General features: G+C 38.3%; 19 protein-coding genes. 3 read left to right on the top strand and 16 right to left on the bottom strand.

The features are described 5' to 3' along the window. Positions 1 to 170: 170 nt before the first annotated feature. The 4 genes from A361_RS10420 to A361_RS10405 form a co-directional block, all read right to left on the bottom strand. A complete protein-coding gene (locus A361_RS10420) occupies positions 171 to 488 on the bottom strand; it encodes a hypothetical protein (RefSeq protein ID WP_019381838.1) in 318 nt (105 codons plus the stop codon). A gap of 13 nt (positions 489 to 501) precedes the next feature. Continuing rightward, positions 502 to 759 (bottom strand): hypothetical protein, encoded by a 258-nt coding sequence (locus tag A361_RS10415; RefSeq protein WP_019381837.1) that lies wholly within the window; start codon positions 757 to 759, stop codon positions 502 to 504. Positions 760 to 786: 27 nt separating this feature from the next. Continuing rightward, positions 787 to 1,029, bottom strand: coding sequence for a hypothetical protein (locus tag A361_RS10410; RefSeq protein ID WP_019381836.1), 243 nt, complete (start codon positions 1,027 to 1,029; stop codon positions 787 to 789). A 121-nt stretch (positions 1,030 to 1,150) separates the two neighbouring features. After that, on the bottom strand, positions 1,151 to 1,396 hold the full coding sequence (locus A361_RS10405; protein WP_019381835.1) for a hypothetical protein: 246 nt from the start codon (positions 1,394 to 1,396) through the stop codon (positions 1,151 to 1,153). Positions 1,397 to 1,558: 162 nt separating this feature from the next. Here A361_RS10405 and A361_RS10400 point away from each other — a divergent pair, with 162 nt between their 5' ends. After that, positions 1,559 to 1,780, top strand: a complete 222-nt coding sequence (locus A361_RS10400) for a helix-turn-helix domain-containing protein (protein WP_019381834.1) — start codon at positions 1,559 to 1,561, stop codon at positions 1,778 to 1,780. A 662-nt stretch (positions 1,781 to 2,442) separates the two neighbouring features. Here the strand turns inward: A361_RS10400 and A361_RS30825 are convergent. From A361_RS30825 to yneA, 8 genes are all read right to left on the bottom strand, one after another. Next, complete coding sequence (locus tag A361_RS30825) at positions 2,443 to 2,640, bottom strand: hypothetical protein (RefSeq protein WP_019381833.1); 198 nt, start codon at positions 2,638 to 2,640, stop codon at positions 2,443 to 2,445. Between the two features lie 5 nt (positions 2,641 to 2,645). Next, on the bottom strand, positions 2,646 to 3,569 hold the full coding sequence (locus tag A361_RS10390; protein WP_019381832.1) for a tyrosine-type recombinase/integrase: 924 nt from the start codon (positions 3,567 to 3,569) through the stop codon (positions 2,646 to 2,648). A gap of 194 nt (positions 3,570 to 3,763) precedes the next feature. After that, entirely contained in the window at positions 3,764 to 3,979 is a 216-nt protein-coding gene (locus A361_RS10385) for a YneF family protein (RefSeq protein ID WP_009330559.1), read from the bottom strand. 86 nt (positions 3,980 to 4,065) lie between these two features. Continuing rightward, positions 4,066 to 4,503 (bottom strand): sporulation inhibitor of replication protein SirA, encoded by a 438-nt coding sequence (gene sirA / locus A361_RS10380; RefSeq protein ID WP_009330560.1) that lies wholly within the window; start codon positions 4,501 to 4,503, stop codon positions 4,066 to 4,068. 275 nt (positions 4,504 to 4,778) lie between these two features. Next, the gene (gene tkt, locus A361_RS10375; RefSeq protein ID WP_009330561.1) at positions 4,779 to 6,785 is read right to left on the bottom strand and encodes a transketolase; all 2,007 of its coding nucleotides are present in this window, start codon (positions 6,783 to 6,785) and stop codon (positions 4,779 to 4,781) included. Positions 6,786 to 7,015: 230 nt separating this feature from the next. Next, on the bottom strand, positions 7,016 to 7,249 hold the full coding sequence (locus A361_RS10370; RefSeq protein WP_009330562.1) for a DUF896 domain-containing protein: 234 nt from the start codon (positions 7,247 to 7,249) through the stop codon (positions 7,016 to 7,018). 143 nt (positions 7,250 to 7,392) lie between these two features. Further along, positions 7,393 to 8,040, bottom strand: coding sequence for a YneB family resolvase-like protein (locus tag A361_RS10365; protein WP_009330563.1), 648 nt, complete (start codon positions 8,038 to 8,040; stop codon positions 7,393 to 7,395). Between the two features lie 9 nt (positions 8,041 to 8,049). Then, positions 8,050 to 8,382 carry a cell division suppressor protein YneA gene (gene yneA / locus A361_RS10360; protein WP_009330564.1) on the bottom strand — a complete coding sequence of 111 codons (333 nt, stop codon included), beginning with the start codon at positions 8,380 to 8,382 and terminating at the stop codon, positions 8,050 to 8,052. Positions 8,383 to 8,537: 155 nt separating this feature from the next. Between yneA and lexA the strand changes: the two genes are divergently transcribed. Both lexA and A361_RS10350 read left to right on the top strand, forming a co-directional pair. After that, positions 8,538 to 9,161, top strand: coding sequence for a transcriptional repressor LexA (gene lexA / locus A361_RS10355; protein WP_009330565.1), 624 nt, complete (start codon positions 8,538 to 8,540; stop codon positions 9,159 to 9,161). Positions 9,162 to 9,446: 285 nt separating this feature from the next. Beyond that, a complete protein-coding gene (locus tag A361_RS10350) occupies positions 9,447 to 9,731 on the top strand; it encodes a DUF4257 domain-containing protein (protein WP_009330566.1) in 285 nt (94 codons plus the stop codon). 837 nt (positions 9,732 to 10,568) lie between these two features. Here A361_RS10350 and A361_RS10340 read toward each other — a convergent pair. The 4 genes from A361_RS10340 to glnA form a co-directional block, all read right to left on the bottom strand. Next, on the bottom strand, positions 10,569 to 11,036 hold the full coding sequence (locus tag A361_RS10340) for a CBO0543 family protein (RefSeq protein WP_019381830.1): 468 nt from the start codon (positions 11,034 to 11,036) through the stop codon (positions 10,569 to 10,571). Further along, positions 11,033 to 11,524, bottom strand: coding sequence for a CBO0543 family protein (locus tag A361_RS10335; RefSeq protein ID WP_009330567.1), 492 nt, complete (start codon positions 11,522 to 11,524; stop codon positions 11,033 to 11,035). The genes A361_RS10340 and A361_RS10335 overlap by 4 nt, the downstream gene beginning before the upstream one ends. Positions 11,525 to 11,640: 116 nt before the next feature. Beyond that, a complete protein-coding gene (locus A361_RS29355) occupies positions 11,641 to 11,871 on the bottom strand; it encodes an HNH endonuclease (RefSeq protein ID WP_019381829.1) in 231 nt (76 codons plus the stop codon). Positions 11,872 to 12,344: 473 nt separating this feature from the next. Further along, positions 12,345 to 13,679, bottom strand: a complete 1,335-nt coding sequence (gene glnA / locus A361_RS10325) for a type I glutamate--ammonia ligase (RefSeq protein WP_009330568.1) — start codon at positions 13,677 to 13,679, stop codon at positions 12,345 to 12,347. Positions 13,680 to 13,779 lie beyond the last annotated feature (100 nt).

Below are 13,779 nucleotides of genomic sequence, written 5' to 3'. Positions count from 1 at the left end.
TGTAAATATTTGAATAAAATATAAGCAATTTTCCACTTTTTTAATGATTCTACAATTTGAAATGATTGATTTAATTGATTTCAGTCTATATAATAACGACATTAGATAATGATCTATTCATAAATGCACTGGCCTCCAAACCTCGCATTTATGAATAGATCATTTTTTATTTAAACCCTCTTAGGTATGCTGCTTATAATATCTGGATCTGATTGGAAGCCCTCAATGAGCAGCTGAGTGAGTTTATAATAAGTACCTGATGAAATGTATTCCACGATACTTCCCTTGCTTTTTTCAGCCAATACTAGGCTCATAATTTTAAAAGTAATCGTTTCAATGATATAAGTTACATCAGGTTGTTTTAAAGCGTTAATCATTTGAATAACTGATTCTTTGTTCTCCTGAATACATTCGGCTGCGAAAAGCTGTAAAACCTCTGTATCGGTCTCCTGGGGCTTCAAGCAAGGGAATTCTAAGACGCTATTCATTTATACTCCTCCATTAGCTAACTACTGATAATTTAATTAGTCTAGCTGCTGCTTGTTTTATTTCTTCATCTGAAATTGAAAACTCTTCAATAATTTCTGAAATTTCTTCTTGGAAGCCTGCATATTCTTTTTCATCTAGATTACTTAAGTAGTCCAAATAATGGTCTTCAAGATCCCCCTGAAGGATGAAGTCTACTGCAAGAATATATTTTCTCATTAACTTTAAAGGGGAATCGCTGTAATTGTGTATTGATTGATCTTTTGAATACATTATTTTACCTCCTAAGAATCTGTTGAGTTACAAAGTATAATTTATATCGTCACTGAGAATTGGTAAGCCTGTTTCTGGGCACAAGGTATCAAGCTGCACATTTTCAAATTCATTTACATCTAAAGTAATTTCCTGACCATCTGCCAAAACCAGTTTGAGCTTGCCACCGATAAGAGTTTGAGGATGTAGCTTAGTCTTTACATCCGCTGAAGACATTTCACTTATTAGAGCAGAGACATTTAACGTAATTGATCCATTTAAGAATTTCATTTTCATTTCCCCCTATTATGTAATATTTAGTTTTTTAACTGGCCTGAACGATCCATCCCCAAGAATAATCCGACTAAAAACGTGAACAGACTGTAAATCAGCATCCAAATAAACAATTATTTCACTCTCCCTTCTCAATTTCATCACATACTGCAATAATTGCTTGAGCAAAACTCCTTGCATCCATTGTAGATACGCTGATTAATGCATCAATAGCGTTTACATCTTCATGACCCATGTAAATACTTACAGCATCTTTTTCCCCTTTGCCTTCTACTGGATTGACATAGGTGGATTCAACAGCAGCGTAACAAGTTGGATTGTCAGATAACTCGTATATGTGTGAAGCTGTTGGACTGTTTGACATATACACCCTTCTTTCTTTTGATTTATGAATATTTCTTTAACTTTCTAAAGATAGTATATACTTTACTAAACAAAAACGTCAAGGGATTTCCGAAAGTTTTTTTAATCTTTTTAAAGATGTGATACAATATAGTAAAGAAATCTTTAGAAAAGGAGAATGAGAATGATTTCTTATGCACCCTTGATGTCCACATTACATCAGAGAAAGATATCAAAGACTGATCTACAAAAGCTTATAAATGTTTCTTCAGCAACAATAGCTAAGATAAGTAAAGATGAATTAGTATCATTAAAAGTAATTGATGATATTTGCACAGTTCTAAATTGCAAAATTGAAGATGTTATTGAACATGTTAAAAAAGACAATAATAAGACCACTGAATAATCAGTGGTTATTTTTTTGCTTTATTATGATGTTTTTATTTGATTTTGCTTTTGGTTTTTGGCTTGATGGGTTGAAAATTTAGGAAACGGCTTGGGTGAAAAATTGGCTACCTACTAACGAAACATTGAAAAAAGAATCGTTAGCAAGTAGCAGACGATTCATAAAATACTTGATGGTATATCAAACTAGGTATCCGTATTGTAATGCCCTATTAATCGCTAGAGTCTCCTCTAAACAAGCCTACTGTAATCAAGTAGCCCTAACAGTTTGGATTAACTTAAATCCTCTGTGGCTTGTCCTACAGCGTCCGTAAACGCTCTACCCTTCCTTCGATCAGCACTTAAAGGCAGCTTTCTCCTTTCAACAGGTTCAGTAATAGGAAACTGATTAACCTGCCTATCTCCATTTGTCGCTTTGGCTGGATCAATACCTGACGTAATTTATTTACTTGTGTTTAACGGCTACTCACAAGGGAATTCCCCTAAAAAAAGACAATACTTAATAAACCTTGCATCATCAAATTTTTTTCGATAAAATAAGGGTAGGGAAAATTCCATATTCAATTTTAGGGTTAGTTCCATATTTTTGTTTATGGGATTGATAATTCGTCTGAGATCCGAGCTGCAACTCGGGTCTTATTTTTTTGTTTACTATTTGTTAACTTAAAAATTCTTCCTATAAAAATCTAAATTAGGTTTTTCTCCTCGTATTATTTGTTCAACCCAATTACTTAACTCCTTTTGATCATCTGTAAATCTGAAATTCGGATTATGTTTGACGGTGTAACATAACTGTCTAATTTCTGTTAATATATCTTCTGGTTCTGCTTCATCAAAATTGTCTAAGATGTCTGGTTTCATTGTAATTATCTCCTGTTCAAATTCATTAAAGGACTAGAAGGCATAGCTTTCTCTATAAGTTCGAAATCTTCTAGTGTTGATAAATATCTCTGAGTAGTACTGATTTCGGAATGTCCAAGGAGTTTACTTAAAGTGTAGATGTCTACATTTCCATGAAAGTTAGCATTCAATAAAAATTGAGTTGCAAAGAAGTGACGAAAACTATGAGGAGATACCCTTTTCCCTTCAACCCCTGCCTTATTCCCAGCTAATTTAATCACGTTGTCCAAACCAACATGCGATAACTCTGTACCTTTATAAGATAAGAAGTAATGATCTGTTGTAATCTTATCTTTAAAGTGTTGATTCTTAATTCGCTCATACTTAATTAGAATTCGCTTTAAAGCTGGACTAATAAAAATTAATCTCTCCTTATTCCCTTTACCATTAACTAATATTGAGGTTTCTTTAACATTTACATTTAACAAACCTCTCAACTCCATTGCACGAAGTCCACAATCTGCGAGCATCGCAATAATTGTCTTGTTCCTTGCTTCTATATAATTTTTAAAAGTAAAAGCATTTATCATTGCTTGAATTTCACTAGCATTAAACCCTTTCAGAACCTTCTTTGGAACCTTCGGAGTCTCCACTCTTTTAGCTATATTCTCTTTTAAGTACCCTTCTTTTTCGCACCAGGAAAAGAATGCTTTTATCATCTTGAACATTGAAACGATACTCTGAGGCTGCAATCCCGCCTGCTGCTTAAATCGAACATAAGCCTTCAAATCAAATGGAGTAACACTTTCGAGTTCATTAATCCCTCTCCGCTCCACCAAGTATTCTTTGATTTGCTTCAGTTCCTGTCGCTTATTTTTCATCGTCTTTTGTGTATAGCCCTTTGCCATACAGTGATAGAGATACTCATTTAAAACATCCTCTAAAAACACAAAAAACCACCTCTCTCCGTTGAATCTTTCAACAGAAAAAAGTGGTTAGTTGTAAAATGATGAAGGATAAAGCAATTCGATAATAAATTATGATGAAAGATTCACCATTTCACACTTAAAGTTTGTGAATTTTATTAATCTAAATTACTTTTAACCCTTTAGAAACCCTTTTATATCAAGGTTTGTGTCCCTGATTACTTGCCAGTCTGCTTGTTCATGGCATTCATCATTTGGTTGATCTTCTTCTGAGATGGCTTCATGCCCATTTGCATCATCATCATTTTAAGCATTTGTTCATTAATTGGCGGATTTTTCTCCAGGTAGCTCATCATATATTTTCGAGCAATGAAAAATCCTAGTGCTACACCGGCAAGAAGCGCCAGTACACCAACTAGAATGTACATACCCATACTAACTTCCTCCTTCATGTTGTCTATCATACAGTGTACTAGACCAAAGGTTATTATACAATATTTGCTTCATTTTTTCTCATATTTTAGACGAATTTTCTCTCTTTTATCGGTTTTAGCCACCCATAGCGCTTATGCTTGAGGTCAACAGCCAGGAAGGAGGACTCGCTTTTTCGCAGTACTTCGAAAAATACCGTCTCTGCCTCATAGCTGCCGGCCGCTTCTAAAACCAGGCTCCGTTCAAATACTTCAAGCTTCGCCCTGCTTCTTTTGCTCATCTCTATATAGTATGCACTTTTTTCTATGATAAAGTCCTTTTTTCGCTGCAGCTGCTGATGGATGTATTGATGCACTTTCAAACCCGGGATTGGCTTAGTCACAAAATCAATTTGCTTCGATAGAATAGACTTCATTTCACCTGACGAATGCTCATACTCTTCAAACAACTGAAAAAACATCCGCTCTCTGCCAAAATAATGGGCCGCAAATTCATCTTCTATTAAATACAATTGATAAGCTCTCATCTGGCCCCTCCTTCCGGGACAATCCATTTCTTTCAATTATAAGCAACCAAAAATAAGGAATGTGTCTGAAGATGTTAAAAACTTTCACTAATTTTGTCGAAAACGAAGAATTCAGTTGATTATGAGGATTCTTGCTGGGAGAACTGCTATAATAGCTGCTCAAAATATTTACTTCGTCATTTTCCCGGTTTTACTGAAATTCAATCCTGTTTTTTAAATATATACCTATCTCACAAAAAAGGAAGAGCCTCTCAGCTCTCCCTTTCCGGTAAATATTATCCCTGCAGCAATGCTTTTACGCGTGCCACAACGTTTTCAACTGTGAATCCGTATTCTTCCATGATCTTCTCACCTGGTGCAGATGCGCCGAAGGTATCGATTGCAAGAACATCGCCTTCGTCTCCTGCATAGCGGTGCCATCCAAGTGAAGATCCCATTTCAATGGCAAGACGCTTCTTGACTGTCTTAGGAATTACGCTTTCTTTGTACTCTTTTGATTGAGCTTCGAAGCGGTCCCAAGCAGGCATGCTCACTACAGATGCATGGATGCCTTCGCCTTCAAGCGCTTTTTGTGCTTCAACAGCCAGGCTAACCTCAGATCCAGCAGCAAGCAATAATACATCCGCGTTGCTGTTGGAAGCTGGTGAAACAACATAAGCACCTTTTTGTACTCCTTCGTATGCCGCTGAATCCGTTCCTTTTAATGTAGGAAGGTTTTGACGGGTCAATACTAATGCAGTTGGCTTGTTTGTTGATTCAATTGCTGTTTTCCATGCAGCTGCTGTTTCATTTCCGTCAGCAGGGCGGACAACAGATAGGTTTGGCATTGCACGCAATGCAGCAAGCTGTTCTACAGGCTCATGTGTAGGTCCGTCTTCACCTACAGCGATACTGTCATGTGTGAATACATACGTAACAGGCAGGTTCATAAGTGCAGCCAGACGGATTGCCGGGCGCAGGTAATCAGAGAACACGAAGAATGTTCCGCCGAATACTTTTAATCCGCCGTGAAGGGCCATACCATTAAGTGCAGCACCCATTGCAAATTCACGTACACCAAACCAGATGTTGCGGCCGTCAAATGACTCAGCTGTAAAGTCGCCTGTACCTTTAATCATTGTTTTGTTGGAGCCTGCAAGGTCTGCAGAACCGCCAAAGAAGGAAGGCAGGTTTTGTGCGATTGCATTTAGCACTTCTCCGGAAGAAGCACGACTTGCAAGGCTCTTTCCTTCTTCATAAACAGGGATGTCTTTATCCCAGCCTTCTGAAAGCTCGCCATTGATTGCCTGCTCCAGCTGTTTTCCTAACTCAGGATGCGCTTCTTTATACTGTGCAAAAAGGTCTTCCCATTCCTGCTGCTTCTTAGAGCCGCTATCTACAACCTGCTGCTTGAAGTGATCATATACTTCCTGAGGAACATGGAAATCCTCTTCGAAAGTCCACTTATAGGCTTCTTTCGTTAATTTCAATTCATCAGCACCCAGTGGAGCGCCGTGAACATCAGATTTACCTGATTTGTTTGGAGAACCGTAGCCAATGACTGTTTTAACCTCAATCATTGTTGGTCGGTTTTCATCCTGCTTCGCTTCCTCAATTGCTTTTGCAATTTCGTGAAGATCATTGCCGTCTTCTACGCGGATATACTGCCAGCCGTATGATTTGAATCGCTGTTCAACACTTTCAGAGAAAGACTTATCAAGGTCACCATCAAGTGAGATATCATTTGAATCATATAGAACAACCAGTCTTCCAAGCTTTAAGTGGCCAGCAAGGGAAGCAGCTTCAGCCGAAACGCCTTCCATAAGGTCTCCGTCACCGCAGATGCTGTATGTATAGTGGTCAACAACATTGAAGTTGTCTTTGTTGTATGTTGCAGCCAGGTGGCGTTCAGCCATTGCCATACCAACAGCCATTGCAATACCTTGACCTAATGGGCCTGTTGTTGCGTCAACACCTGGAGTATGGCCATATTCAGGGTGACCTGGCGTCTTGCTTCCCCACTGTCTGAACTCTTTAATGTCATTCATGGAAACATCATAGCCAGAAAGATGAAGAAGGCTGTATAAAAGCATGGAGCCATGTCCAGCAGAAAGGACGAAACGGTCACGGTTGAACCATTCAGGATTTTTCGGGTTATGGTTCATGAAGCGTGTCCAAAGCGTATAAGCCATTGGCGCTGCACCCATCGGCATCCCCGGATGGCCGGAATTCGCCTTTTCAATGGCGTCGATTGATAAAGTACGAATGGAACTGATGGATAGTTCATCTGTGTGATTAAACATTCAATACATCCTTTCGAGTAGTAATTCTTTACTCTTTTAATATTATCGGGTGTCCTTTTTTTTCACAACCAATAGGGTCAGGAAAAGGACAAAAAAGCCGGTTTGTTACTATATTGACACAAAAAGACCCGGCGTATGTAAAAAAAGCGGAGATAGCCGGTAATAGAAGTCATCTCCGCTTTCTATTAAAAGAAGGAATACAGCATTGTGTATCCCTTGCAATTATAATATTAGTGAAGGCGGTTTTTATTTTGGAACTCTTTTAGCTTTTTCGGAGTTACGTCATTTCCTTTCGGGTCAACGATTGTAACACCTTTAAGCGTGTTCAGCATGCCAGAGCGAAAAGTCTCCAAATACTCTTTGCGGAGAGAAGTCTGTTCTTTTGCTTCTGCTTCTGTTAAACCTGATTCCTTTGCCTTCTTTGCCAGTTCATTAATTCGGGCAAGTTTTTGTTTTGGCAGCATATATTAAAGCTCCTTTATATCAAAAGTTTACCTTTGGATATTCTGATAGAAGTTTTTATTATACAATAGCTTCAGATATGGAACAATACTGAAACTCAACTGCCATCATACTAAAAAAGAACACTTTTGACAAGAAAAGTGCTCTATTCAGCAAGTGATTCCATATACTCTTTATACCTTCTGTGGACTGTTGCTTTTGAGATATTATAGCCAAAGCCTCTGAGTGTTGCAGCAATCTCTGCAAATGTTAACTCGTTTTTCCTTAGCCGGACAATTTCCTCTATCGGCACCTCTATTCTTTCCCTGCCGCCATTTGCTCCCTGATTGCTTAAGTTCTTCTCGGGGCGGTATCCCTTATCAACAGCCCGCTGCATGCCGCGTCTAATTTTGATGTTATGAAGCTTTCTCTGATATTCTTCTACCATCCCAACAATGTTCAGCACCATCGAATCTGATTCCGAAAGCTCGAGCTGGCCGTTATTCGAAATGCTGTACAGCTGAACTTCTTCCTTTAGGATGCAATGGAGTATCGCTATCTTTGCATTACCCCGCCCCAGCCTGGTTTCATCCTGAATGAGGACAACCTTGATATCCTTTTCTTTAATTAAGTCTAAAAGCTCCAATATACCGTCTCTTTCAAGGTCATATCCACTGGCCTGTTCGCGTATCACCTTGACTACTTCAAAACCATGCTTTTTCGCCAGATTCACCAGCTCTTCTTCCTGTCTTGAAAGGGACGTTTCCTGAGTATCCTTTGTTGTACTAACCCTGCAGTAAATAATTGCTTTCATAACTTCTCCTTATTCGTAAAGGTCTGAACTGGCAAGCTCTTTATAAGGCTCGTCATCCAGTGCTTTTACTGGAATAACAATTTCATCGCCCGGAAAAATCCTGCCTGCCGCTATCTCATTATTTTGTTCGACCCAATTAATAAATTGATCTGTAGACAGCGAATGTTCAGCCGAAAAACTCTCAGCAATTTCCCATAAAGAGTCACCTTCTGCAACAGTGACTTTCACAAACTTTTCCGTATCAGGTGTCTCTATCTGAATGAGCATAATAAACGATGCTGTCAGGCTTAAAACGAAGAGAATAATAGCATAAGAATATGATTTCCACAATTTTTTCAGCATGATATACCACCTCTAAAAGAATGTATGTTCGCATTTGATGTTTTTATTATAGACCGAACATTTGTTTTGTGTCAATAAAAATTCGAACTTATGTTTGTATCATATGGTAATTGATGCTATAATTGAGACAACAAAAACATACGAGGTGCGTAAAGATGGTGAAATTATCAAAAAGGCAGCAAGATATATTAGAGTTTATTAAGGAGGAAGTTAAATTGAGAGGCTATCCGCCTTCTGTAAGGGAAATCGGGGAAGCAGTCGGCCTGGCTTCAAGCTCAACAGTTCACGGCCATCTCGCCCGTCTTGAAAGCAAAGGGCTGATCCGCAGAGATCCTACTAAACCGCGCGCCATTGAAATTTTAGATCTGGACGAGTCTTCTCACATCCCTAAGGTCAGTGCAGTCAATGTTCCGATCGTCGGTAAAGTAACTGCAGGGCAGCCGATAACAGCCATTGAAAATGTTGAAGAATACTTCCCGCTTCCAGAAAGAATGGCACCAGCTGATGAGCATGTATTCATGCTTGAAATCATGGGGGAAAGTATGATTGAAGCCGGAATCCTTGATGGCGACTATGTCATCGTCAAACAGCAGAGCACTGCTAATAATGGAGATATCGTGGTTGCCATGACAGAGGAAGATGAAGCAACTGTCAAAAGATTCTTTAAAGAAAAAGACTATATCCGGCTTCAGCCGGAAAACTCTACAATGGAACCTATCATCCTTCGAAATGTTTCCATCCTTGGCAAAGTTATAGGTGTATACCGCCATATGCATTAATAGAATGATAAAAAGCAGGCAGCCACTGCCTGCTTTTTATTTTTTCCAATTTTAAGAAGGTTATCAGTTCCTATTACCTGATGCTATTAGCGAAATCATACGAAAGTAACTGATACCTTTTCTGTTGGTACTAAGTTACAGTCATGTATGACTATTTTATTATTCAGAAAATTCGGTATTTTTATGCATATTATTTTATAGCCACTTTCTATATAATGGTAATACACCGAGAATCAACCTAAGGTCGCTTGTCCAAAATCTCGACTTTAGGAGTGTGAAGAAAAAATGTTTTTGAACATTACCTTCGCTTTGTTGATTGGTGGGCTGGTCGGTGTCGTTGGACATATTCGGAAAGAAGGCAAAATGGTCAAACCCAGAAGGACAAAAAAATTCATCTATCTGGGGGTCTTTGAAGAAGTAATCATGGGGGCTTTAGCGGCTGTTTTTTTGGTCGTATCTTCAGATCCTGACTCTGCCTTAAAGGTAGTGCTCCTTGCGGTGATTGCAGGATTTGGAGGAGATGCACTGCTGACATGTCTCGATTTCCTAAAGATCAGACATAAAGAATAGAGAGATGCAGGGAAATACAAATTAGTTAAAACCTCGTTCACTTAGAAACGGGGTTTTTGTATTTGAGCTATGTAAAAACCCCCTGCTCATGCAAACAGAGTGTTTTCGAATTTTTAAAGTAATTGCTCATGTAGTGTTCGTTGCTCCAAGGGATGTACTTGCGTACGAAACATAAATACTAATCCTTGCCGTTGGAAATCCCATTTTTTTTACTCTTTAACTATTTTTTCAAAACTGCTCCTTCTGCTGAACCAATGGGCAATTAAGTATAGTGAAACTAAGATAAAAAAGGAATAAGTATAGGCCCAGTCGATTTTTTTATATAAGTGCAGCATTGGTGTTTTATATCTTTCACAAACCCTTGAAAACAGGACTAAACCGGCTAGCAACCATATTTATTCTTATCTTAGCTTTAGGGAATATTGTGACTGGCTTTATACCAGCAGATATAAATCTATTTTGGCATTCAATAGCAGCTCAACTTGACATGATAACTGTTTTGCCCGGTCTTTGGCTATACGCAAAATCTTTAGAAATTGGAAAACGCTGGACTCAATACTGTTTAGTTACATTACTAGTCATAGTCACACTCTATATGTTAATAATTTTCATCCCTATGCACGCCGGTCTATTGCAAAGGTTATACTATTTAGTGATTTTCATATGGGGCACTGTACTGGCGTTTATTTTAAGTAAATGATTTGTTGCCACGCCTTTATCGCCTGAGCTCTTAATTCTTATTCTTAATTTACGCCCTCTGCCTTGGTTAAATTAGTCATCTAACACAGAATCCTTACTCTTAATATTTCTTGGGGGGAACCTAGATATTTCAACTCGTTACACCAGACCTTTTTTAAACCAAAATATATATATCTTTACAACATAAAGAAGAATCATGTTGGTAATTAATCCAAAGAACCAGTTCCAGTGAATATAGTGATACAATGAACTAAATTTTTCGAGAAGATAGGAGTAAGTTGTTATCCCCATTGAAAATAGTAAGTAGTACAAAAATGTTCTTCTTGTCCCTTTTTCTTTTGGATAAAAAAGTATAAAAAACACCGCAATTGTGGGATAAACAATATAATGCAATGAAAAGCTCATATTTGTCGCTTTATTAAATTCTCTATAAGGAAACTCAACTAATCCAAATACCAATTGTATATATTCATGTATCCATGCTATTGCTTGAACAAGTATAAAGGTTATCCAAGATAACCTTTTACTTTCGGTTGGGATGTATCTTAACAACAAGTACAATGATAAAATCCACGAACATACTAAAATCAGGACTTCTCTGGTCATTTTAAGTCCACCAAAATTAATCTTTTAGAAAACCATCGATAAAATTTATCATTTATATATAGAGAAATCATTACTGTTACTAGTGTCCAATACCATTTCCATTCGTGGTACTCAACCAGTTTGGTTTTAGATTCTAATACAGCCTCTAAGAAGGTAAAAAATCCAGCAAAGAAAACATAATACAATAGTGAGCCAAACCCTTTTTTCTTCCTTGGAAAATACAAACTAAAAATAATGGCGACTACCGGGAATAGGAAGAACTCAAAGGAAAAACTAGTCCTATTATATAAATTTGCCTTAGGGTACAATTGAATCGGATATTCAATCCAACCCATTTCTACTGCTATTAAACCGGCTGGCCATGTAATGACCTGCAGAAATAAAAAGATAACCCACGCTTCTCTAACCTTGTCTCGCGGCACTAGCAGCTTGAGGCACATGATACTTAGTATTAATACCCCCAATATAATCCATCTTTCAAGATTCATTTAAGTCACCTTTCATTGGAATTATTTAATACTATTTGTTCACATAATTTAAAAAATCGATACTTAAAATCATGCTGCCATTTGTTTGGCTTCATATTTTTGAAGTCTGGGCCATGTTATTTGTTATGGCAATCGACACAAACAGTATCCATGTTATCTTCACCAAACGCTAAGTCTGGATGAAGCTCGAGCTCCTTGATATGGTGAACAAGCAACTGGATCTTCCTACCCTTACCACTCTCACTGTATTCATTTGTTTCAATGCTTAAGCGCCCCTTCCGTTTACATTCCTGGCATTCATAGTTGTCACGCTTCTTGATTACTACTCGTAGCTTCTTCCATTCCACACTGTTATAAAACTACTCATAATGTTGCCTGAAATTTACGATTATTTTTAGGAAGGTATAAATTTGGTTTCTTTTTACATCATTTTAGGAATCCATGTTACTTTAATAATTGATGCCCTTAATTTTGGAAATTTGGTATAATTCAGAAAAAAGGTGTGATAAGAGTGTCACTTGCCTATTTGCTAACTTTTATTCCTCTTTTGATTATTGGTATGATAATTTCAAGATTTGAAAACCTCTCAGCTAATGCAAGGGTTTTTCTTCCCATATTACTTGTAATTCCAATTTATTACTTAATAACTAAGATTCCTGGAACCGATTATAGAATTAAAAAAGGTTACGGAATTACATCGATTGGCTTGATTGTTGTATTTTTTTTCTTACTATGAACTAAGGTTCTTGTGGTAATTTTTTAAATAATTTACCCGAAAACAAAAACCCCTCAACACCTATGGTGTCAAGGGGTTTACTTATTAGTACATGCTCAGGTACTGCTCGCGCTCCCATGGATGCACTTGCGTACGGAACATATCCCACTCAATTTCTTTCGCTTCAATGAAGTGTTCAAAGATATGGTCGCCTAGTGCGGATACGATGACTTCATCCTTCTTAAGCTCATCAAGGGCAGCAGCCAATGTAGCCGGAAGATCCTTGATGCCTTCTTCTTCACGTTCCTGCTTGTTCATTACATAGATGTTGCGGTCTACAGGTGCCGGTGGAGTCAATTTGTTCTTGATTCCGTCAAGACCAGCTTTTAGAAGTACAGCCATAGCAAGGTATGGGTTAGCAGCAGGGTCAACGCTGCGAACTTCAACACGTGTGCTTACACCGCGTGAAGCCGGGATACGGATAAGCGGTGAACGGTTTTGAGCAGACCATGCAACATAGCAAGGTGCTTCATAACCAGGAACCAAGCGCTTATAAGAGTTAACGATTGGGTTTGTTACAGCAGTAAATGCTGTCGCATGGTTAATGATGCCTGCGATAAAGTGGCGAGCATCTTCACTTAATTGAAGATCGCTTGTTTCGTTGAAGAATGCATTTTTGCCATCCTTAAATAATGAAACATTACAGTGCATACCTGATCCGTTAACACCGAACAGCGGTTTTGGCATGAATGTCGCGTGCAGGCCGTGCTTGCGGGCAATTGTTTTAACAACAAGCTTGAATGTCTGGATCTGGTCACAAGCTGTTAATGCATCCGCATATTTGAAGTCGATTTCGTGCTGTCCAGGTGCAACCTCATGGTGGGAAGCTTCAATTTCAAAGCCCATTTCTTCAAGCTCAAGCACGATATCGCGGCGGCAGTTTTCACCAAGGTCAGTTGGCGCAAGATCGAAGTATCCGCCATTATCGTTCAGTTCAAGAGTTGGCTCTCCAGCCTGGTCAAGCTTGAATAGGAAGAATTCCGGCTCAGGCCCTAAGTTGAAATCAGAGTATCCTAACTCTTCCATCTCTGCCAAAATACGTTTTAAGTTGCTGCGCGGATCGCCAAGGAATGGAGTTCCATCCGGATTGTAAATATCACAGATCAGACGTGCAACTTTTCCTTTTTCTGCTGTCCAAGGGAATACCACCCATGTATCAAGGTCTGGATATAGATTCATGTCTGATTCTTCAATACGCACGAAACCTTCGATTGAAGATCCGTCAAACATCATTTTGTTATCAAGCGCTTTTTCAAGCTGGCTGATCGGAATTTCTACGTTCTTGATTGTTCCAAGAATATCCGTAAACTGTAAACGGACGAATTTTACATTTTCCTCTTCTGCAATACGCTTAATGTCTTCTTTAGTAAACTTTGCCACTGGTAGTTCCTCCCTTAAAAAATTACATGAGTGATTTATTTTTTGCTCTGTTAATGTTTCTCTCAGAAATCCAAGACAATATCAACGAGCTTAAAAACGG

Origin of the sequence: Cytobacillus oceanisediminis 2691, assembly GCF_000294775.2 — a bacterium.
Taxonomy (GTDB): Bacteria; Bacillota; Bacilli; order Bacillales; family Cytobacillaceae; genus Cytobacillus; species Cytobacillus pseudoceanisediminis.
Note: the sequence above shows the minus strand (reverse complement) of the source record. Positions and strands in the feature narration are given on the sequence as shown.